The sequence below is a fragment of the Microbacterium sp. CFBP 8801 genome (genome assembly GCF_014839455.1).
In the GTDB taxonomy this organism is placed as follows: domain Bacteria; phylum Actinomycetota; class Actinomycetes; order Actinomycetales; family Microbacteriaceae; genus Microbacterium.
Genome location: NZ_JACYNU010000002.1, coordinates 51866 through 72435 on the forward strand (window position 1 = coordinate 51866; position 20570 = coordinate 72435).

At 71.8% G+C, this 20570-nt stretch carries 14 protein-coding genes; 7 read left to right on the forward strand and 7 right to left on the reverse strand.

Annotated elements, in window-relative coordinates:
- The first annotated feature begins 62 nt into the window (after window positions 1-62).
- From IFR11_RS03185 to IFR11_RS03200, 4 genes are read left to right on the forward strand one after another with little or no spacing between them, the layout of a single operon-like run.
- On the forward strand, window positions 63-1940 hold the full coding sequence (locus tag IFR11_RS03185) for a rhamnan synthesis F family protein (protein WP_191915193.1): 1878 nt from the start codon (window positions 63-65) through the stop codon (window positions 1938-1940).
- Window positions 1937-3868, forward strand: coding sequence for a rhamnan synthesis F family protein (locus tag IFR11_RS03190; protein WP_191915194.1), 1932 nt, complete (start codon window positions 1937-1939; stop codon window positions 3866-3868). The genes IFR11_RS03185 and IFR11_RS03190 overlap by 4 nt, the downstream gene beginning before the upstream one ends.
- A gap of 42 nt (window positions 3869-3910) precedes the next feature.
- Window positions 3911-4831 (forward strand): ABC transporter permease, encoded by a 921-nt coding sequence (locus IFR11_RS03195; protein WP_191915195.1) that lies wholly within the window; start codon window positions 3911-3913, stop codon window positions 4829-4831.
- Window positions 4832-4836: 5 nt separating this feature from the next.
- Window positions 4837-6045 carry an ABC transporter ATP-binding protein gene (locus tag IFR11_RS03200; RefSeq protein WP_055835915.1) on the forward strand — a complete coding sequence of 403 codons (1209 nt, stop codon included), beginning with the start codon at window positions 4837-4839 and terminating at the stop codon, window positions 6043-6045.
- A gap of 25 nt (window positions 6046-6070) precedes the next feature.
- Here IFR11_RS03200 and IFR11_RS03205 read toward each other — a convergent pair whose 3' ends face one another.
- Window positions 6071-8359: a glycosyltransferase gene (locus IFR11_RS03205; RefSeq protein WP_191915196.1), complete on the reverse strand. Its 2289-nt coding sequence runs from the start codon at window positions 8357-8359 to the stop codon at window positions 6071-6073.
- 42 nt (window positions 8360-8401) lie between these two features.
- Window positions 8402-9364 carry a glycosyltransferase family 2 protein gene (locus IFR11_RS03210; RefSeq protein ID WP_191915197.1) on the reverse strand — a complete coding sequence of 321 codons (963 nt, stop codon included), beginning with the start codon at window positions 9362-9364 and terminating at the stop codon, window positions 8402-8404.
- Window positions 9365-9495: 131 nt separating this feature from the next.
- Between IFR11_RS03210 and IFR11_RS03215 the strand changes: the two genes are divergently transcribed.
- Window positions 9496-10503 carry a glycosyltransferase gene (locus IFR11_RS03215; protein ID WP_191915198.1) on the forward strand — a complete coding sequence of 336 codons (1008 nt, stop codon included), beginning with the start codon at window positions 9496-9498 and terminating at the stop codon, window positions 10501-10503.
- A 36-nt stretch (window positions 10504-10539) separates the two neighbouring features.
- On the opposite strand, the gene IFR11_RS03220 is transcribed toward IFR11_RS03215, so the two are convergent.
- From IFR11_RS03220 to IFR11_RS03240, 5 genes are read right to left on the reverse strand one after another with little or no spacing between them, the layout of a single operon-like run.
- Window positions 10540-11772, reverse strand: a complete 1233-nt coding sequence (locus IFR11_RS03220) for a lipopolysaccharide biosynthesis protein (RefSeq protein ID WP_055834496.1) — start codon at window positions 11770-11772, stop codon at window positions 10540-10542.
- Window positions 11769-12896, reverse strand: coding sequence for a glycosyltransferase family 4 protein (locus IFR11_RS03225; protein ID WP_191915199.1), 1128 nt, complete (start codon window positions 12894-12896; stop codon window positions 11769-11771). The genes IFR11_RS03220 and IFR11_RS03225 overlap by 4 nt, the downstream gene beginning before the upstream one ends.
- On the reverse strand, window positions 12896-14092 hold the full coding sequence (locus tag IFR11_RS03230) for a glycosyltransferase family 2 protein (RefSeq protein WP_082516491.1): 1197 nt from the start codon (window positions 14090-14092) through the stop codon (window positions 12896-12898). The genes IFR11_RS03225 and IFR11_RS03230 overlap by 1 nt, the downstream gene beginning before the upstream one ends.
- Window positions 14089-15285, reverse strand: a complete 1197-nt coding sequence (locus IFR11_RS03235) for a glycosyltransferase (protein ID WP_191915200.1) — start codon at window positions 15283-15285, stop codon at window positions 14089-14091. Before IFR11_RS03235 ends, IFR11_RS03230 begins: the two co-directional genes overlap by 4 nt.
- Before the next feature lies 1 nt (window position 15286).
- A complete protein-coding gene (locus IFR11_RS03240; RefSeq protein WP_191915201.1) occupies window positions 15287-17212 on the reverse strand; it encodes a DUF6541 family protein in 1926 nt (641 codons plus the stop codon).
- A gap of 149 nt (window positions 17213-17361) precedes the next feature.
- Between IFR11_RS03240 and glf the strand changes: the two genes are divergently transcribed.
- The gene (glf, locus tag IFR11_RS03245; RefSeq protein WP_055834508.1) at window positions 17362-18498 is read left to right on the forward strand and encodes a UDP-galactopyranose mutase; all 1137 of its coding nucleotides are present in this window, start codon (window positions 17362-17364) and stop codon (window positions 18496-18498) included.
- Window positions 18499-18505: 7 nt separating this feature from the next.
- Complete coding sequence (locus IFR11_RS03250; RefSeq protein WP_191915202.1) at window positions 18506-20554, forward strand: SGNH hydrolase domain-containing protein; 2049 nt, start codon at window positions 18506-18508, stop codon at window positions 20552-20554.
- The last annotated feature ends 16 nt before the right edge of the window (window positions 20555-20570 follow it).

Genomic DNA, 20570 nt, shown 5'->3' on the forward strand with positions numbered 1-20570 from the left:
GGACGACACCTCTGACCGAGGAGACGTCCGCTTCCGCGCGTCCGGGTTCCGCGGGGCGCGCCGTGGTCTACGCCGTGCGCGCGGCAGGCCGGATCGAAGAGACCAGCGTGCTCGCCCTCGAGGCGTTGCGCCGCGTGTCGACCGCGGTCGTCCTCGTGCACCCCGGGCCCCTGGCATCCGAGGTCCGCGCCCGCCTCGACGATCTGATCGACGACGTCATCGAGACCGACGGCGAGGAGTTCGACTCGGAGGCGTACGCCCCCGCGATGGAGCGTCTGCGCCGCCGGTGGCCCGCGATCGACGAGATCGTGCTCACCGGGGACTCGTGGTTCGGTCCCGTGGCCGACCTGGCTCCGCTGTTCGAGCGCATGGCCGACAGTGCCGCCGACGTCTGGGACGTTCTGCCGGCGGCTCCGCCGCGCGAGGCCTTCCCGGGCGAGGGGTTCCCCGCCATCGCCGACCGGCCCTGGTTCTTCACCGTGGTCCGCCGCACGCTGTTCGAGAGCGCCGCGTGGCACCGGTGGTGGGGGCCGACGTCGGCCGCCGGTGAGCGGGAACGCTCGCTCGTCGCGGAGATGACCGCGGCGGGCTTCGCCCACGAGCGGGCCTTCGACACCACCCGCTTCCATGCGCACGACCCCGGGCTGTTCGCGCCCGAGGATTTGCTCGACGTCGACGTGCCCTTCGTCGACCGCGCGGTGTTCACCAGCTACCCGCCGTTCCTCGATCGCTTCGCGATCATCGGCAGCGAGATCGCCGCGATGATGGGCGAGCGCGGGTACCCGCTCGACGTGCTGCGCTCGAGCCTGGCGACGTGCGTGGCTCCGAAGGCGCTGAACACCACGCTGGGGCTGCTCTCGGTGCTGTCCGACGAAGCGGTCGAGCCCGATGCGGGATCGGCCCTGTCGATCGCCGCGGTCGTGCACGTGAGCGACGTCGACGAGATCGACGAGGTCCTGCGCCGCCTGCAGTTCCTCCCGTCGGGCGCCTCCGTGTTCATCACGACGACCGAGGGCGTCACGGCGGCCCGCCTGGAGCGCCTGCTCGAAGCGTGGGCGACGACCAACGCGCACACCTACGAGCTGCGCGTGACCCCCCAGAGCCCCGGCCGCGACATGGCCGACTACTTCGTCGGATGCCGCGACGTCATCCAGTCCGACCAGTACGACCTGGTCGTGAAGCTGCACATGCGCCGCGCGCCCTGGAAGACGATGAACCGGCTGCGGTACTTCCGCCGGTACCAGTTCGACAACCTGCTCAGCAGCCCCGGCTACGTGCGCAACCTCCTCTCGCTGTTCGAGAAGGAAGAGCGTCTGGGCGTCGTCTTCCCGCCGATGATCCACGTCGGCTACGCGACGATGGGGCGCGGGTGGGCTCTGCTCGAACCCCACGCCGAACGGCTGAGCAAGCGCCTCGGCATCCGCGTGCCGCTCGACGCCGTCTCGCCGCTGGCGCCGTACGGGGGCATGTGGGTCGGGCGTCCCGCGGCCTTCCGCGTGCTGACGCAGCGCCGGTGGACCTTCGCCGACTACGGCTGGAAGGGCGAGCGGCGCTTCGGTCACCTCGCCCACCTTCAGGAGCGCCTGGTGAGCGCCGCGGCCGGGCAGGCCGGCTACTACTGCCGCACCGTGCTGAACTACGCGCACGCCGAGATCGGCTACACCGCGCTCGAGTACAAGGTCGACCAGATGTTCTCGACCACCCGCGGGTGGCCCGTCGAGCAGATCGGGTTCCTGCATCGGGCCGGCTACACCGGCTACGGCGGGACCGTCGCCCTCGTGCGCATGTACGTGCGCACGAATCATCCGCGGGTGGCGGACGCCTTCCGTCCCGCGTACCGCGTGGCGCTGCGGGCCCACCGTGTGCTGTCGGCGGGTCGCCGCGTCGCCTCGCGTCTGCGCAGCGAACGGGGCGAGAAGGAGCGAGAGGTGTCGTCGTGAAGACCGCGGAGCTGATCGGAGACTGGACCCGTCCGGCCGACACGTTCCCTCCCGACGGCAAGCGGCTGCTCATCTACGTCGTCTTCGACCGTCGCGGCGAGGTGGGCGACTTCGTGCTCTACGCCCTCGAGCACATGCGCGCGTTCTGCGACGAGATCGTGGTGGTCTCGAACGGTCCGCTCACCGCCGAGGGTCGAACGCGGCTCGAGACGGTCGGCGACCTGGTCCTCGAGCGTCCCAACGAGGGCTACGACATCTGGGGCTACAAGCACGGTCTGGACGCCGTCGGGGAGCGCGTGTCGTCGTTCGACGAGCTGCTGCTCGTCAACGACACCTGGTTCGGTCCCATCCGGCCGTTCGGCCCGATCTTCGAGCGCATGAACGCGCACCCCCTGCACTTCTGGGGCATGACGGACCACCTGCGAGTGGAACCGCACCCGTTCACGCAGGACGAGGACTACCTGCCGTACCACCTGCAGTCGTACTGGGTGGCCGTGCGTCGGAACATGTTCACCTCTCCCGAGTGGGCCGCCTACTGGCGCGACCTCCCGGCGATGACGACGTACTCCGACGCGGTCACCAAGCACGAGGGCATCTTCACCCAGCACTTCACCCAGCAGGGTTTCTCGGGCGAGGTCGCGTTCCCGACGCTGACCGACAAGATCGAGAACCACGCGGTGCTCTACGCCGAACAGCTCATCGACGCCGGGTGCCCGACGCTGAAGCGACGGCCGTTCTTCCAGTGGCCGGTCTTCCTCGACCGCGTCGCGGTGATCGGCAAGTGGACCCTCGAGGCCGTGGAGCGCAACGGCTACCCGGTCGAGCTCATCTTCGACGACCTGGCACGCAACGTCGAGCCGCGCGTGCTGAACGCCGACGCCGCGCTCCTGCGCGTGCTCTCGCCCACCGACGACGGCTACGACCCGTCGAAGCCGATGCGCACGGCCGTGTTCGCGCACATCTTCTACGTCGAGATGACCGACGAGATCCTCGATCGCGCGGGTTACCTGCCCGGCGACGTCGACCTCATCGTGACGACGCCCGAGCGCGAGCGCGCCGACGAGATCGAGCGCATCATCGCCGCGCGGGGGTTCCCCGGGCGCGTCGAGGTGCGGGTGGTCGCGTCGAACAACGGCCGCGACCAGGCGGCGTTCCTCATCGGATGCCGCGACGTGCTGCTGTCGGACCGCTACGACCTGGTGGTCAAGATCCACTCGAAGAAGACGCCGCAGGACGGCGCGAACATGGGGCGTCACTTCCGCCGCCACCAGTTCGAGAACCTGCTCGGCGGCCCCCACGAGGCAGCGACCATCGTCTCGCTCTTCCAGCAGCAGCCGGGGCTCGGACTCGCGTTCCCGCCCACCGTGCACCTCGGACACCCGACCATGGGGCACGGATGGTGGGCGAACCGGCCCGGGGTGGCCGAGTTGTGCGCCGAGCTCGGCATCCGGGTTCCGCTCGACGAGGTCTCGCCCCTCGCGCCCTTCGGGTCGATGTTCTTCGCACGCCCGCAGGCGTTGCGCCTGCTTCTGGAGCGGGAGTGGACCTACGACGAGTTCGGCGGCGCCGAGGCGTACGTCGACGGGGGACTCGCGCACATCCTCGAGCGGATGCCGGTCTACGCGGCCGGCGAGCTCGGGTACCACTCGATGACCATCGCCACCCCCGAGTACCTCTCGAAGAGCTACACCGCCTTCGACTACAACCTCGACCACATGTCGGCCACGATGCCCGAGGACACGCAGCACCAGGTGCAGTTCCTCCGACGCGCGGGCTACATCGGGTGGGGACGATTCCGTGACTTCGTCGACATGTGGGTCCGGCTGCACCGTCCCTCGGCCGCCGACCGCATCGATCGGGCATTCACCTCCACCGAGCGTGTCCGCGGTGGCCTCTGGCGCGCCCGGCAGCGACTGCGTCGTCGGTGAGTTCAGACCCCGTGCAGAAACCCACCAGTAGAATCGGTCCCCATGTCCAGTTCCTCATCCTCCGCGGATAACGCGCGCTTCGCACGCCTCGCGGAGATGCCGATGCGCTCCGTCGGCGTCACCCCCGGCTTGGGGTTCGCATCGCTCTGGACGACGCTGCGCGACATCTTCGCGCGCCGCGAGATGCTCGACCTCCTCGTCAAGCGCGACATCAAGGCGCGCTACAAGGATTCCGCGCTCGGATTCGTGTGGGCGCTCATCCGCCCCCTCATCCTGCTGGGCATCTACTTCGTCGTGCTGGGCCAGTTCTTGGGCGCGGCGCGCGGCATCCCGGACTTCGCCATCTTCATCTTCACCGGCCTGACGGCGATGAGCCTGTTCCAGGAGATCGCCGTGGGCGGCACCGGATCGATCATCGCCAACGGCGGTGTCGTGAAGAAGGTGTACATGCCGCGCGAGATCTTCCCGCTCGCGGCGACCGGGTCGGCCCTGTTCAACTTCCTCATCCAGCTCGGCGTGCTGCTGGTCGCGACGCTGATCGCCGGCAAGCCGCCTCTGCACTGGCAGATCGTCTACGCGGTCCCCTCGCTGCTGCTCATCCTCGTCTACGGTCTGGCCTTCTCGCTCTTCTTCTCGGCGGTGAACGTCTACCTCCGCGACGTGCAGTACCTGGTCGAGGTCGTGACGATGCTCCTCATGTGGCTCTCGCCGGTGCTGTACGCCTGGCATCTCGCGAGTCAGATCATCACGAGCCCGACGCTGCTGGAGATCTACACGAACAACCCGCTGACCCTCGCCGTGCTCGGATTCCAACGGGCGTTCTGGCTCGGCGGAGACGGTCTGGACCAGCCCGCCCACCTCGTGCTGCGCATGGCCGTCGCCCTGCTCATCGGTCTCGTTCTGCTCGTGCTCAGCCACCGTGTCTTCGTGCGCCTTCAGGGCAACTTCGCCCAGGAACTGTGATCGATATGTCGTTTGACGTGACCCCCGCCCTGGCGCGCCCCGAGGTCGTCGTGCTCACCGACGTGTCGAAGCGGTTCGTCGTGCGCAAAGACACCTCCATCAAGGAGCGCCTCGTCACGCTCGGCCGCGCCGGCCGTCGCCACCGCCAGGACTTCTGGGCGCTCAGCGACGTGAGCCTCGACATCCGCGCGGGTAACACCATCGGTCTGATCGGGCACAACGGCTCGGGCAAGAGCACTCTGCTGAAGGTCATCGGCGGGATCATCCAGCCGACCTCCGGCGACGTGAAGCAGCGCGGACGCGTGGCGGCTCTGATCGAGCTGGGCGCCGGGTTCCACCCCGACCTCACCGGTCGCGAGAACGTCTACCTGAACGCCTCGGTGCTCGGGCTCAGCCGGGAAGAGACCCGGGCGAGCTTCGACGACATCCTCGACTTCTCGGGCGTCGGCGACTTCATCGACACCCAGGTCAAGTTCTACTCGTCGGGGATGTTCGTGCGCCTCGCGTTCGCGATCGCCGTGCACACCGACCCCGACATCCTGCTCGTCGACGAGGTGCTCGCCGTGGGTGACGAGCAGTTCCAGCGCAAGTGCCTGGACAAGATCAAGGAGTTCCAGCGCCAGGGACGCACGATCATCATCGTGTCGCACGCCCTCGACCAGATCGAGGAGCTGTGCGATCGGGTGATCCTCATGGACAAGGGCCGGGTCGCGTTCGACGGTCTCGCCGAAGCCGCCGTGGAGCGCTTCCGCGAGCTGCTCGAAGAGGGGTCCGGCAAGGTGTCCGCGCGCCCCGAGCAGGTGCTGCGGGCGGCGGAGATCGTCGCGGTCGACGTGCGCGCGGCCGACGGCACCCGGTCCAACGACTTCCAGACGGGCGATTCCTTCCGTGTCGGTGTGACCGTGCGCGGCCTGCGCACGCTCGACGAGTGGGCGCTCGGCTTCAGCATCGACACCTCGTCTGGTCTGCTGGCCTTGGCGTCGAACACCAGCATGCTGGGTACCTCGCTGCCGCCGCTGCACGAGGGCGAGACGACGACCGTCGAGATCGACGTCGACAGCGCCCGCTTCAACCCCGGCAGCTACTGGGTCAACGCGAACCTGCACGGCATCAGCGAGTCGACCTCGCACGCCCTCATGCAGGGCGCGGAGTTCACGGTGCACGGCCGGTCGGACTCGCTGGGGTCGGTCCCCGCCGAGGTGCGCTTCCGCTGAGCTCCCGCCGACCCGCACCCGCGGGTCAGCGTCGCGGCTGCGCCTCCGAGGCGCGCACGGCGGCGTCGAGCAGGGTGCGCGCCCGCGCGTCGAACGAGTGCTCGGCGCGGACGCGCGCGCCGGCCGCGGCCAGCACATCGGCGTCGGGGAAGACGGCATCCACGTCGTGCGAGAGCATTCGGATGAGCTCGGGCACCTCGTCGTAGGTGGCGACGGCGCCGCCGAACAGCTCGTCGATCCCCTCGACCCGGTCGCTGATGGCCCGGCCGCCCGCGGCGACCACGTCGAAGAGGCGGTTGCCGATGAACCCCCGCTGCTGCATGGCGGGCCAGTGGTCGTTCAGCACCACGCCGGCGCTCTCGTACAGTCCCGGCAGGTCGTCGTTCGAGACGCCGGTGGCGCGGATGTGCGAGGCCGGGATCCAGCCGCGCCAATCCGGACCGATGACGGTGACGGGGATGCCGGCGCGGATGGGCTCGACGATCGAGGGGCGCAGGATGCCACGCGCCGTGCCCACGAAGAGGATGTCGCCGCCGCGCTCGCGCCCCTCGGGGCGGAAGCGCGTCGCATCGGTGCACTGCAGCAGGGGCGTGATGGCGACGCCGAGCTCGGCGCCGGTGGCGGCGGCCCAGGGGGCGGAGGCCGCGAAGACCCGGTCGAAGCCCGCGACGTCGGTCGCGGTGATCTCGTCGGGGTGGCTGATGACCCACAGCAGGGAGACGCCGAAGGGGGAGGCCTCGAGGGGCTCGGGGCCCCTCAGGGCGACCGTGACGTCGTCGAGGTGCCGCGTGGAGCGCGTGCGAGCGGCGTAGGAGTCGATCACGACCTCCTGCCCCAGCCGGCGGAGCGCCCCGGCCAGGGCGCGGGCGAAGTGCGTGTCGCCCCATCCCTCGGCCCGGACGCCGACCGGCGTCGCGGTCCGCAGCGCCCAGCGCAGCACGGGGACCTCAGTGCCGTCGGCGAGCTCGATCGTGCGCCCGGGGCGCCGCACCCGGGGGAGCGGACCGGAGAGCGTGCGCTCCCACCCCGCGCGGCGGAGGAGGTCGTCGGCACCGGCGAGGGGCCGCGGCGCCTCGGCAGACGCCGCGTCGCGGCCGGCGGATCCGGGAGTGCGGGAACCGGCATCCGGGGTCTGCGCGGTGGGGTCGGCGACGCGCGAGCGCGTGCGCGTCTCGATGTCGAGGGCGACGAGCGCGCGCGTGCCGAGGCGTCCCGCGGCATCCGAGCCCCGCAGCGCGGTGTCGATGTCGGCGCGACGGACGGCGACGGTGAGGCCCGCCAGGGCCGGGACCTCGAGCATCGTGGCGGGGGAGAGGGCGGTGAGGTCCTCCACGGGGTGCCCGGCGAGGAAGCGCCCCTCGGAGGTCGCTCCGACCGCGGCGATCGTGCCGTCGCCGTCGCGCCAGACCGGGGCGACGGCCGTTCCCGACGGCTCCGCGGCGACGCGCGCTGTCAGGACGACCGCGTCGGCGGCGGTCAGCGTCTCGTTGGGGCCGCGCAGCACCAGCACCTCGGCGGTCGAGGTCTGCACGAGTTCGTCGAGGGCGCGCGCGGCGTCGTCATGCCTCCGCCGACTGATACGGACGCGCGGGTGCGACGCGGCCATGATCGAGGCGAGCGTCCAGTCCTCGGGGCGGTCGTCGAGCACGGCGATCGCCACTCCCTGACCGTCGACGTCGGCGAAGCGCACGGCCTCGGCGATCGACTCGTCGAAATCCCACTCCTCGGGGCCGAGGGCGAGCAGCAGCTCGCGGGACAGGGGAGTACGGCCCGCCGTCGCGGCGACCTCTCCGCCGACGCGGGCGCGGGACGCCGCCGCGGTGATCGTGCGCGACAGCTCGGACCACGTCGCGACCGCGGGTTCCGCCGCGGGGCCGTAGGGCAGGGAGTGGGCCTCGCGCCGGCGCCACGCGTGTCCGACCGGTCCTCCCGGGGCGTCCCACGCGTCGGGATGACGGGTGCCGTACGCGACGGCATCCCACAGGGGGCTCACCTGCAGACCTCGCGGATCGGCGACGAGATAGGCGTACAGCGCGGGAACACGCCACGCCTCGGGGAGGTGGTCGCCGACCGCGGTGTCGACGAACAGCGGCGACAGACGCAGGCCGTCGCGATATCCGCCGTTGACATAGCGGCGCACGGCGGCGGCCTCGGAGAGCGGCGAACCCGTCTGCGCGCGGACGTAGTCGAGGTCGACGATGCCCGCCCGCCGGATGACGCGCGCCCACCAGACGCGGTCGAGGCGCGCGACCAGGGGGCGCAGGGGAGCGAGGTCGCGCGCGGCGCGCACGCGCGAGCGGAGAGCGGACAGCATGCGTCCGATTTTACGGAGCGACCGGCGATGCGGCCGACGGGGTCAGGCGCGCCCGGCCCAGTAGCCGTCGCCGCGCATGCGCAGCGAGGTGCGCAGATCGATCGTCGCGTCGACGGCGTCGAGCGGCAGGGGGAGTCGGGGCGCCCGCGCACCGCGGCGCCATCCCTCGATGCGGCCGCGCAGCGACACCAGGTCGCGCCGCAGCACGAGGCGCGCGACCGACACCACCGCTTCGACGGCGACGGCACGCAGTCCCCACCGCGAACGCAGCACGCCGTACTTGCGCAGCAGGTAGCCGCGGGCGAACCCTGACAACCGGCGCTGGCGCTCCGACTCGGTGCCCGCGCTCGCCCCGCCGAGGTGCGTGCCCACCGGCTCGGTGATCGCGACGCAGCCCCAGCGCGCCGCGCGCAGGCGGAAGGCCAGGTCGAGCTCTTCGCCGTACATGAAGATGTTCGTGTCGAACGTGCCCACCTCGTCGAGCGCGGCGCGGCGGTAGACCGCGACCGCGCCGTACGGACCGAGAACGGGCGGAACGCTGGCGTGCACCGCCGAGAGGGGCGCGCCGTGGAAGCGCACGAAGCCGGCGCCGGTGACGTCGGCGACGATGCCGTACGAGTCGACGGAGCCGTCGGGGGCGAGCAGCAGGGTCGCGGCGCTGCCGATGCGGGATGCCGGGTCGTCGGGTAGCGCGGTGATCGCCGCAGCGACCGCACCGGGCTCGAGCACGACGTCGCTGTTGACGAGCATGACCAGCCGCGCGTCTCCCGCCTCCATGCCCACGTTGCACGTGCGGGCGAAGCCGAGGTTGACCTCGTTGCGCAGCAGCGTGACCTCGGGGAAGGCCTTCTCGATGCGGTCGGCGGTGTCGTCGGGCGAGCGGTCGTCGACGACGATGACGCGTGCCGCGACGCTCTGGTCCAGCGCCGCGCGCACGCACGTGCGCACGAAGTCCCAGCCCCCGTACACGGGGATCACGATGTCGATCTCGGGATCGGCACTCATGCGCGACCGGCCTTTCGTTCGGACACCGGCACCCGGAGGGCAGCACGGGCGGGATGAGCCCCCAGTGTACGGCCGCACCCGTGGTCGACCCGGGTCGGTACGATGGGACCGCCTCCCCGGCGCACCCGCCCATGACCCCCACCGACCCCGCCGCCGCCCCGATCGAGGGGTACATCGTGCTGGCGGCGTACCGGCCCCCGGCGGAGCTGTTCGCCCGGCAGCTGCGCTCGCTCCAGGCGCAGACGCTCGGCGCGTTCCGCTGCCTCGTCGTCGCCGACGGCGGCTCCGACGCGGTGCGCGCGCAGATGATCGACGCCGTCGGCGACGACGACAGGTTCGAGGTCATCGGGTTCGAGGAGCGCGTCGGCTTCTACCGCAACTTCGAACGCGGACTGGCCGCGGTGCCCGCTGACGCCGCGTGGGTCGCGCTGAGCGATCAGGACGACGTCTGGATGCCGGACAAGCTCGCCACCCTCGTGCCGGCGCTGCAGGACGCAGCGCTCGTCAGCGGGCAGGCGCGGGTGGTGACGTATCCCGAGGGTGTGGTGGTCACGGCATCCACGGCGCGGCGCGAGGTGGACGCGGCCTCGCTGGTGCTGGAGAACCAGTTCTCGGGCGCCCTGTGCGTTCTGCGTCGTTCGCTGCTCGACGTGGCCCTGCCCTTCCCCGCCCTCCCCGGTCCCGCGCAGGTGCACGATCACTGGCTGGCCGTGTGCGCCGCCGCGACCGACGGCACCCGCGTGGTCGACCGGGTCGTGCAGGACTACGTGCAGCACACCGCCAACGTGCTCGGCGAGGCCGATGCCGCGCGCCTCGGCTGGCGCGAGACGCTGAGACGGCGCCGCGCGGCGCTCCCCGCCGAGGGCGGTGGTCCGCGCGCCCTCGCCCGCTCGCTCTACGTCGTCAACGCCGGCTGGGCCGAAGCCATGACCGACGCTCTGCGCGCTCGGGTCGACACCCCCGTCGCGCGCGCGCTCGCCGCCGCCTTCGGCCGTCGCCGGCGGGCCGGGGCGACGGTGCGCGCCGTTCTCGGGGCCGTCGGTCGCTCGGAGGCGACCCCGCGCACCGCCGTCGTTCACCTGCTCGGGGCGGCGCTTTGGAGCGTCACGGGCGGTCGGCGCGGAAACGCCGCGCGCTGAGCCGCCGCGGTCGGTGCGTCTGCCCGCGCCGTGCCCTCAGCCGCGGGTGAGGAGCCTGCGCTGCGCGCGGATCTCGCGGGTCGCGGCGATGCCGACGACCGTGAGCACCACGACCTCCGACACGGCCAGACCCCAGACGATCGCGGTCGCGCCGAGGGTCGCGCCGAGCACGAACATGGCCGGAAGGCCGACGCTCGCCGAAGCGACGATCGCCAGCAGCACGACGCGGTTGCGGCCCGCGGGCACCAGGACGTTGCGGATGAGCGGCGTCGTCAGCGAGATGATCAGGTACGTCACGCCGTAGGCGGGGAACATGGATGCCGGAGGGGCCACCGCCTCACCGAGGAACGCCGCCGTGAGCCAGGGTCCGAGCAGCACGAGCACCAGCAGGCCGATCACGCCGACCACGAGGTGCAGCGCGAGCGCGACGAGGTGGCGGCGGGTGCGGCCGGCCTCCCACGAGGCTTCGAGCACCCATTTCTGCAGGGTGTTGCCCACGATGAGGATGGCCGTGAGGCCGACCCGGTACAGCTTGTCGGCCGAGGTGAGCTCGGCCGCGGCCTGCGTGCCCACGACCCCCTGCGCGATCGGCACCGGCGCGGTGGTGTAGCTGCCGCCGAGGCCGTCGGCGCTGGCGAGGGGCAGGTTCTCGCGGAAGCTGCGCCCGATGCCGCCGACGTGGAACGGGGGGACGACGCGGCCGTACATGTGCACGTGCAGCGCGGCGAGACCGACGAGTACGCCCGCGATCATCATCAGCGGATACGCCACAAGCTGACCGGTGAGCTGCATGATCGCGGCGCTCGCGGCCGTGAACACGGCCATGGGGATCGCCTCGAACCACAGCACCATCCGCGCCCGGCCGGTGCCGACGGCGTACCACGACATCGTCAGGCCGGTGAGCCCCGTCGCGAGCACCACGAGAGCGGCCACCCCGCCGAACGCCCCGCCGACGAGGGCCGCGGCGATCGCGGCCGTCACGCCGCCGACGACGGCGAAGACGGCCAGACGCGACCAGAAGCTGTGCGCGTAGACGTCGCGACGCGCCTCGTCGTGCTCGGCCATCGCGATCCGGGCGCCGCCGGCGACGTTCCAGCCGTAGCTCGAGATCATCGCCAACAGGCTGCCGAGCGCCTGACCCGTTCCGATCGCCGCCCATCCCTCGGCGCCCTGGATGCGCGCCGCGATCGGCAGCACGAGCAGCGGTACGACCGCGACGATCATCGGGGCGGTGCCGAAACCGATCAGGCGCGCGAGCAGGACCTTCACCGTCGTCGCTCCCCGCGCGTGCGATCCAGCACCTCGGCCGTGGCGTCGGCCGCGTCGTCCCACGTGAAGCGCGACGCCCACCGCTGGGCGTCGGCCCGCGTGGCGGCATCCGGCGGCGCCGTCAGCGCGGAGGTGATCGCGGCGCCGAAGGCGGCGGCATCCGTCGCATCGGCGTACCGGGCGGCGTCGCCGCCGACCTCGCGCAGCACGGGCACGTCGTGGGCGAGCACGGCGACGCCGCGCCGCAGCGCATCGACCACCGGCAGCCCGAAGCCCTCGACCAGCGAGGGGCACGCGTACAGGTCGGCGATCTGGAACAGCGCCTCGAGCTGATCGTCGCTCACCCACCCGGGCAGCACCACGTCGCGCTCGAGGCCGAGTCGCCGCACGTCTTCGGCGAGCGGGTCGGGCAGGCGGCTGCCCGCGACGACCACGACGGGGCGCACGGCCGGGTCGATGGTGGCGCAGGCGGCGAGCAGGCCGGGGAAGTTCTTGTGCGGCATGCGATTACCCACGCTCAGCACGATCGGCCGGTCATCGGGCAGGCCGAGCGGAGCCAGGATGCCGGCGGGATCGGCGACCGGACGCGGTACGGTGCTGCCGTTGTGCACGACGTCGATGCGCGTGGCGTCGACGTCGAGGTGCGCCGAGATGCTGGCCGCGGCCGCGTGCGAGACGGTGAGGACGCGGTCGGCCGTGCGGGCCGACCGGCGCATGAGCGTCGAGGTCACCGCGCGCTGTGCCCGCTGGGCCAGGCCGCCCGGCACTTCGTCGTAGATGGCGTCGTGCACGGTCACCACGCGCGGGACGCCGCGGAACACCGGCCCGAAATTCGCCGGCGCCCACACGAGGTCGGCGCGGCCGCGACGGGCGACGGGGCCGGTGACGGCGACGGCGCCCAGCGCCCACGTCGCGGGGTCGGCGCCCACCCACGGCACCGTCTGCACGTGCCCCGGGAAGAACGACGACACGCGCTCGGCGCCGACGCGGCCCGTCAGGGCGGCGAAGCGCACGTGCGGCAGGCGCTCCGCCAGGCGCGGCAGAAGCTCGCGCACGTACGTCTCGGTGCCTCCGCGCGACCCGGTGAAGCCGAGCAGATCGACGAGGATGCGTCGGTCGGCCATCAGCTCTCGATGACGGCTTCGGGGCGCTGCTCGCGCCGGGGCGTGGTGAGTACGCCCGAGAAGAAGCTCATCATCACCGTCTGGAAGCCCAGGACGATCGTCAGGGCGCTGGGCACGGCGATGCGCACCGCCTGGGCGGCGTTCTGCGTGCCGAAGTCGAGGCTGCCCCACAGCGAGACCTGCACGATGGCGATCACGATGCCGAGCAGGAACAGGCCGACGCCGATGAGGAGGCCGCGCTCGGCGGACCACCTCGCCACGATCCGCCGATACCGCTCACTGGTGGGGAGGAAGCCCTCTTGCGTGGCGTAGAGCTTGGTCAGCCAGAAGAACAGCAGGGATTGGAACCCCGTCACGCACAGCGCGCTCGCGTAGACCATGGTCGTCACGTCGAACCCGACCCCGGCGATCTCGATGCCGCCGAACGACAGCACGCCGACGGTGATGGCCCCCAGGAAGAACGCCACCAGGCCCGGGTAGACGAAGAGCCAGCGCGGGGCGAACAGCAGCAGGAAGCGCAGGTGGCGCCAGCCGTCGTGCCAGCTGCGCAGGTGGGGAGGACGCGAACGCCCGTCCTTCTTCAGCGTGGTGGGCACCTCTTCGATGCGGTATCGCGCGAGCGACGCGCGCACCACCATCTCGGAGGCGAACTCCATCCCCGTGGTCTGCAAATCGAGCTCGCGGATGCGCGCGCGGTTGAAGCCGCGCAGACCGCAGTGGAAGTCGCGGATGCCCGGTCGGAAGAACAGCTGTCCGATGAACGACAGGACCGGGTTGCCGAGGTACTTGTGCAGCGGCGGCATGGCGCCCGGGGCGATGCCGCCGAGGAACCGGTTGCCCATCACCAGGTCGGCTCCCGCGCGCAGGCGCTCGACGAACGGCTCGAGGTTCTCGAAGTCGTAGCTGTCGTCGGCGTCGGCCATGATGACGTACTGCCCGCGCGCGGTCTCGATGCCGTTGATGAGAGCCGCGCCGTAGCCGCGCCGCGGCGCGTGCGAGACGCGGGCGCCCAGGCGCTCGGCGAGGGCCTGCGAGCCGTCGGTGCTGCCGTTGTCGGAGATCAGCACCTCGCCCCGGATGCCGCTGCGGGCGAGGAAGCCCTGCGCCTTGCGGATGCAGACCTCCAGCGTCTCGGCCTCGTTGAGGCACGGCATGAGGATCGTCAGCTCGACGTCCGTCGAGTCGGGAGTGGTCACGGGGTGTCTTCTTTCGTCTTCACCGCGGCGGGGGTCGGCAGCGGCAGTGCCGAGAGGATCCCTTCCACGGTGCGGCGGATGGTGCGGGTGCCCACGGCGGTGTCGTACCAGGCGCGCGAGGTGCGGCGCAGGTCGTCACCCCCGTCGGCGACGGCCCGGATCGCCCGGGCGAGGTCGTCGGGTCGGGTGGAGGGGGCGACGACGCCGTTGACGCCGTCGTCGATGAGTTCGGTGGCGGCGTTTCCCTCGTCGGCCACGAGCACGACGGGCGTGCCGTGGGCGTTGGCCTCGACGACGACGAGCCCGTACCCCTCGCGACGCGACGGGTTCGCGAGGCACAGGGCGCCGTGCAGGAGCGTGTCGAGCTCGGCATCCGAGACGAAGCCGGGGAAGTCGGTCCACTCGTCGCCCCCGACGCGGCGCACCTCGGCGCGGACGGCGTCGGAACTGGGTCCGGTGCCCAGCACGATCAGGCGCAGGTCGGGGATTCCCGCGCGGGCGGCGGCGACGGCGGCGGGCAGGGCCTCGACGCGCTTGTCGGGGATGTGACGACCGACGTACAGCACGTAGGGCGGCGTGGTCGCGGAGGAGGGGGCCGCCACGTCGACGGCGCCGTCGATGAGGCCCGGGCTCACCACGGGCGGGCGGCGGAGCCCTTCGCGGCGCAGGCGCGTGGCGCTGAGCTGCGAGTGACAGGTCGCGAGGGGCGTGATCGCGATCGCCGCGCGCTGCAGCACCCAGGCGATCGTGCCGGTGACGGTGCCGGAGTACTCGACCCACTGGCGGCGGTGCCACACCTCGAGGTAGTCGACCACCAGGCGCGTGCCGGAGCCGAGCAGCGCCAGGCGCGCGGCGAAGACGTTGAAGATCGGCAACCCGCTCACGATGACGGCGGCGTAGCGCCGGCGTCGACGCACGAGGGCGCGGAAGAGTGCGGCGGCGTAGCGCAGGGCCGCCGGGATGCGGCGCACGCCGTCGGCGGAGTACAGCGACAGGCGGCCGGTGACGGGACGGATGCGGAAGCGCTCCTCGACGGGGGTCGCGCCCTCCCACTGCACGGCGGTGAGGTAGTCGACCTCGAGGCCCCGCCGCCCCAGCTCGTCGGCGAACGCGCGGTACTGCCGCTCGCCCCCGCCCGTGGAGTACGGGAAGAGGCAGTCGTAGGCGACGGCGACCGTCGAGGAGCGGGGCACCTCAGCAGCCCTCGATACGGAACAGGCGCGCGGCGGGTCCCTGCTGGTCGACGAGCACGAGGTGCTCCGACGGGGTGAGGCCGTACAGTCCCTGGCGGTCGAGTCCGACGCCGGGGTTGTTCCACACGTTCTGCGCACCGAAGTCGAGGACGTAGTCGACGCCGAGGCGATCGACCGCCTCGCACACCCGGGGGTCGCTGTCGATGTCGCGCAGGGCGTTGTTGATGAGCTCTTCGTCGGGCCCGAACGCGCCGAAGACGTGCTTGCGCAGCACCTCGCGCTCGCCGATCGCGTAGGCGAGCGACGTGCCGGTCCAGGGGCTGCCCGCGATGACGGCGTCGGCGGGGGTGGTCTCGGGCAGGCGCTCGAGCAGGGCCTCTTCGTCGGCCGTGAGCAGGGGCGAACCCGCGTCGAGCGCGTAGGCGCCGCGGGCGTCCTGCACCGCGCGGACGATGTTGGGGCTCACCCCGACCGAGAAGACGACGACGGCAGCGACCGCGGCGATGGCCACGCGCAGGCCGCGTGACGCGCGGGCGCGCTGGAGCGATCGCGCCGCGAGGTCGACCAGCGTGATCGCGCCGAGCACCGCGACGGGGATCCCCGCGGCGGGGAGCAGTGCGGCCAAGCGGAAGGAGTCGTTGTACCAGGGGTTGGTGAGCAGCTCGCGCACCGGGTTGCCCGCGGCGGTGCCCGACACCAGCACGAACAGCACGGTGGCGACCACCATGGGGCCGGCGACCACCAGGCGGCGCGGGCGCCGGACGATCGCGACCACGCCGACGAGCAGCAGGAGCGAGATCGTCACGGTGACGGTGTAGCCGTGGGGCGACAGCAGCAGCGCCTCGCCGAGGGCCTGCGCGGTGGTCTGCCACGGCAGCCAGCGCGACATCTCGGCGTTGGTTCGCATGACCCGCCACAGCACCGCGAGCACGAGCAGCAGTCCGAGCAGCATCGCCGCCGTCGCCATCCACCGGCGGCGGGTGGGGAACGAGATCGCCGTGGTCAGCAGCTCGACGACGACGATCGCCGCGCCGAGGGCGACCATGCCGAGGAACGCGTTCGGGTGCGACAACCCGACCCCCGCCGAGGCGACGAGCAGCAGCACGGTGGCGCGGGCGCGGGCGGGCAGGCCGCGGCTGCGCAGCAGGTGCACCACGACGGCGACGCCGCCGGGCAGCACCGCGTAGCCCATGGCGTTCGGGTAGAGCACGCCGAAGAACATCAGCAGGATCGGGAAGGCGCCGAATCCGGTCGACAGCGCCGCGGAGCTCACCACGACCGCGGTGCGCTCCGACAGCAGGGCCGTGCTGAGCGCGACGACCGACAGCGGCCAGGCCACGGCCGACAGCGCGATGTTGGCCGCGTTGACGGCGAGGGGGACCGAGACCCCCGTGACGTTGGCCGCGAGGGCGGCGACGGTGTGCCAGCCGTTCGGGTAGAACCCGATGTCGGATGTCGCGCCGATGTGGAAGGCCGAGGCGTTGTCGGTGTCGACGGCGAAGGCGACGGTGTTGAGGTGGACGATCGCGTCGAAGGTCTGCGAGATGTGCGCCGGCCCGCCGAAGACGACCGCGAGCTGCAGCGCGATCACGACGGCTGCGATGCCGAGCGCCACCATGCCCCACACCGCGGTGGACGGAGGGGTGCGGTCGTCGCGTTCGGGGCCGACCCAGCGGCCCAGGCCGAAGGCGGCGGCGGCGGCGACGACCGTGAGGATCACCACCGGCAGCGGCGACCACCCCAGACCGATGAAGGGCGCCACGGTGGCGGAGACCGCGAGGATCGCGATCGACACGACCGGGGCCAGAGCCAGGATGCGCAGGCGACGCACGCCCCACCCGGCCGCGAGGACGACGATTCCGGGGACGGTGAGAGCGAGGATCGAGACGATGACGGGCATCACGATCACCGACCAGGAATCGCTCATGCACTCCCATTTCTCGCTGGACGACAGTCAGTCATGCTAACGGACGGTCCCTGACCCGCCCCTGAAGGCGTCGGCGAGGCCGCCGTTTAGACTGGACGGGTCGCGGCACCGTCTCCGCGCATCCGTCGACACGAAAGACGCTTCTCCGCATGGATCTTCTCATCGTCGGCTCGGGTTTCTACGGCCTGACCATCGCCGAGCGCGCGGCCGCCGCAGGTCGCAAGGTGACGGTCATCGACCGCCGCCACCACATCGGCGGCAACGCCTACTCCGAGAACGAGCCCGAGACGGGCATCGAGGTGCACCGCTACGGTGCCCACCTCTTCCACACGTCGAACCCGACGGTGTGGGAGTACGTCAACCGCTTCACGCGGTTCACCGACTACGTGCACCGCGTGTACACGACCCACAAGGGCGTCGTGTTCCCGCTGCCGATCAACCTCGGCACGATCAACCAGTTCTTCCAGGCCGCGTATACGCCCGATCAGGCGCGGGCGCTCGTGCACGAGCTCGCCGGCGAGTTCGAGGCCAAGGACGCCACGAACCTCGAGGAGCGCGGGATCGCCCTGATCGGCCGCCCCCTGTACGAGGCGTTCATCCGCGACTACACCGCGAAGCAGTGGCAGACCGACCCCAAAGACCTGCCGGCCGAGGTCATCTCGCGCCTCCCGGTGCGCTACACGTACGACAACCGCTACTTCAACGACACGTGGGAGGGTCTGCCGGTCGACGGCTACACCGCGTGGTTGGAGCGCATGGCCGATCACCCGAACATCGACGTGAAGCTGTCGACCGACTACTTCGACGAGTCGCAGCCCCTGAACAAGAAGGCCACCGTCGGCCAGGTGCCCGTGGTCTACACCGGCCCGGTCGACCGGTACTTCGACTACGCCGAGGGAGAGCTGTCGTGGCGCACGCTCGACTTCGAGCAGGAGGTGCTGCCGATCGGCGACTTCCAGGGCACCAGCGTCATGAACTACGCCGACGCCGACACCCCGTACACGCGCATCCACGAGTTCAAGCACTTCCACCCCGAGCGCGCCGACACCTACCCGACCGACAAGACCGTCATCGTGCGGGAGTACTCCCGCTTCGCCACGCGCGCCGACGAGCCGTACTACCCGGTCAACACGGCCGACGACCGCACCGGTCTGCTCGCGTACCGCGAGCTGACCAAGGGCGAGCGCGACGTGCACTTCGGCGGACGACTGGGCACCTACCAGTACCTCGACATGCACATGGCGATCGGCTCGGCGCTGACGATGTGGAACAACCAGCTCGCGTGACGTCGCCGTGCCTCTGACCCTCGGGTCGCGCACCCGCCCGGCACGCGCCGGACGGGCGGACGAGGGGCGCTGGGCGTATCGGCCCGACATCGACGGGCTGCGTGCCGTGGCCATCCTGCTGGTCGTCTCGTACCACGTGTGGTTCGGACGGGTCTCGGGCGGCGTCGACGTCTTCCTGATGCTCTCGGCGTTCTTCCTCACCCGCGGTTTCGTCCGGCGAATGGCCGGACATCACCCCGTGCGCCCGATCCGCCACCTGCTGGGAACCTTCCGCCGGCTCCTGCCGGCCGCCGCGGTGACCCTCGTCGGCGTGCTCGCGCTGGTGTGGACGCTGTACCCGCCCACCGCGTGGCGCATGGTGTGGGAGCAGACGTGGGCCTCGCTCGCCTACGTGCAGAACCGGGTGCTCGCGGCGGATGCCGTGGACTACTACGCGCGCACCGAGGTCCCGAGCCCGCTGCAGCACTTCTGGTCGCTGTCGGTGCAGGGGCAGGCGTTCCTGCTGTGGGTCGCGCTGCTGGCGCTGTGCCAGGTGCTCGTCCGTCGCCGGGGGCTGTCACCCGATCGCGTCGTCGGGGTGGTCTTCGGCGCGGTGTTCCTCGTCTCGTTCGTCTACTCGGTCATCCGCACCGCGGCCGCGCAGGAGGCGGCCTACTTCGACACCGGCGCTCGGCTCTGGGAGTTCGCGGCGGGCTCCCTGCTCGTGCTCTTGCTGCCGCACGTGCGCCTGGGCCGGGTGGCGCGCGCCGTCGTGGGGTGGACGGGGCTGGCGGGCCTGCTCGTGCTCGGCATGGTCCTCGATGTCCGCGGCGGTTTCCCGGGCTTCCTCGCGCTATGGCCGGTGCTCTGCGCCGCCGCGATCGTGGTCTCGGGCTCGACCTCCGACGGGGAACGCGATCTCGGTCCCGGGCGGCTGCTGGCATCCCGACCGCTGCGGGCGGTGGGACGCGACGCGTACGCCCTCTACCTCGTGCACTGGCCGATCCTGGTGACCTTCCTCGTCGTGAACGACCGCGTCGAGGTCGGGCTGGTCGGGGGCGCGGGCATCATCGTGCTGTCGCTGCTGCTGGCGCGCGCGCTCACCTGGGCCGTCGACCGCCCGGTCCGGGCGTGGCGGCGTTCCGATCCCTCCGCGCTCGTTCCGATCGCCGTGCTGGCGGTGGCCACCACGGTGGTCGCGGTGCCGGTGGCGAGCTGGCAGATCGCGTCGTGGAGCGAGCAACGCGTGATCGCTGCGCGCGCGGAGGTCGCCAACCCCGGCGCGGCCGTGCTCCGCGACCCGACCCTGCCCCGGACGCCCGCCGACGCGATGCTGCTGCCGCTTCCCACCCTGCTCGACGACGAGTGGACCCAGCTCGAGCAGGTGTGCTCGTCGGACCGGCTCGTCACCGAGCAGATCCTCGAGGGGACGTGCTTCGAGACCGCGGGCACCTCCCGCGCGTCGCGGACCGTCGCCGTCATCGGCGACTCGCACGCCCAGCAGATCACGGCCGCGCTGCTGCCGGTCGCCGACGCGCAGCGCTGGGGCGTGGTGTCGTTGGTGAAGGGCGGATGTTCGATGGGCCTCGACGAGCCGGGGCTCGATCCGACCTGCGACGACTGGCGCGAGGCCGCCATCGCGCACGTCGAGCGGATCGCGCCGGACGCCGTGATGACGGTGGTCACGCGCTCCGACGCCGGCGACGACGACGAGATGGTGCGGGCCGGCATCGAGGGGTTCCTCGACCGCATGGGCGATGCCGGGATCGAGGTCCTCGGCATCCGCGACAACCCGCGGTTCGCCTTCGACATGTTCGGCTGCGTGAACGAGTCCGCCGACCCGCTCGAGTGCGCGGTTCCCCGCTCGGCGTCCCTCGCCGACCGCAACCCGGCCGACGACCTCGATCGACCGGGGCTGAGCCTGGTCGATCTCACCCCGTGGATCTGCCCCGACGACCTCTGCGTCGGTGTCATCGGCAACGTCGCGGTGTACCGCGACGACAACCACCTGACCCGCATGTACGCCCGATCGCTCGGCCCGTCGCTGGCCGAGCAGCTCCCGGCCAGGCTCGGATGAGCGCCCCGCGTAGGAT

Excerpts from the sequence above, each read along its gene's own strand:
- IFR11_RS03195 (WP_191915195.1), top strand. The coding sequence starts at position 3,911 with ATGTCCAGTTCCTCATCCTCCGCGGATAACGCGCGCTTCGCACGCCTC.
- IFR11_RS03200 (WP_055835915.1), top strand. The coding sequence starts at position 4,837 with ATGTCGTTTGACGTGACCCCCGCCCTGGCGCGCCCCGAGGTCGTCGTG.
- IFR11_RS03205 (WP_191915196.1), bottom strand. The coding sequence starts at position 8,359 with ATGCTGTCCGCTCTCCGCTCGCGCGTGCGCGCCGCGCGCGACCTCGCT.
- IFR11_RS03210 (WP_191915197.1), bottom strand. The coding sequence starts at position 9,364 with ATGAGTGCCGATCCCGAGATCGACATCGTGATCCCCGTGTACGGGGGC.
- IFR11_RS03215 (WP_191915198.1), top strand. The coding sequence starts at position 9,496 with ATGACCCCCACCGACCCCGCCGCCGCCCCGATCGAGGGGTACATCGTG.
- IFR11_RS03225 (WP_191915199.1), bottom strand. The coding sequence starts at position 12,896 with ATGGCCGACCGACGCATCCTCGTCGATCTGCTCGGCTTCACCGGGTCG.
- IFR11_RS03240 (WP_191915201.1), bottom strand. The coding sequence starts at position 17,212 with ATGAGCGATTCCTGGTCGGTGATCGTGATGCCCGTCATCGTCTCGATC.
- glf (WP_055834508.1), top strand. The coding sequence starts at position 17,362 with ATGGATCTTCTCATCGTCGGCTCGGGTTTCTACGGCCTGACCATCGCC.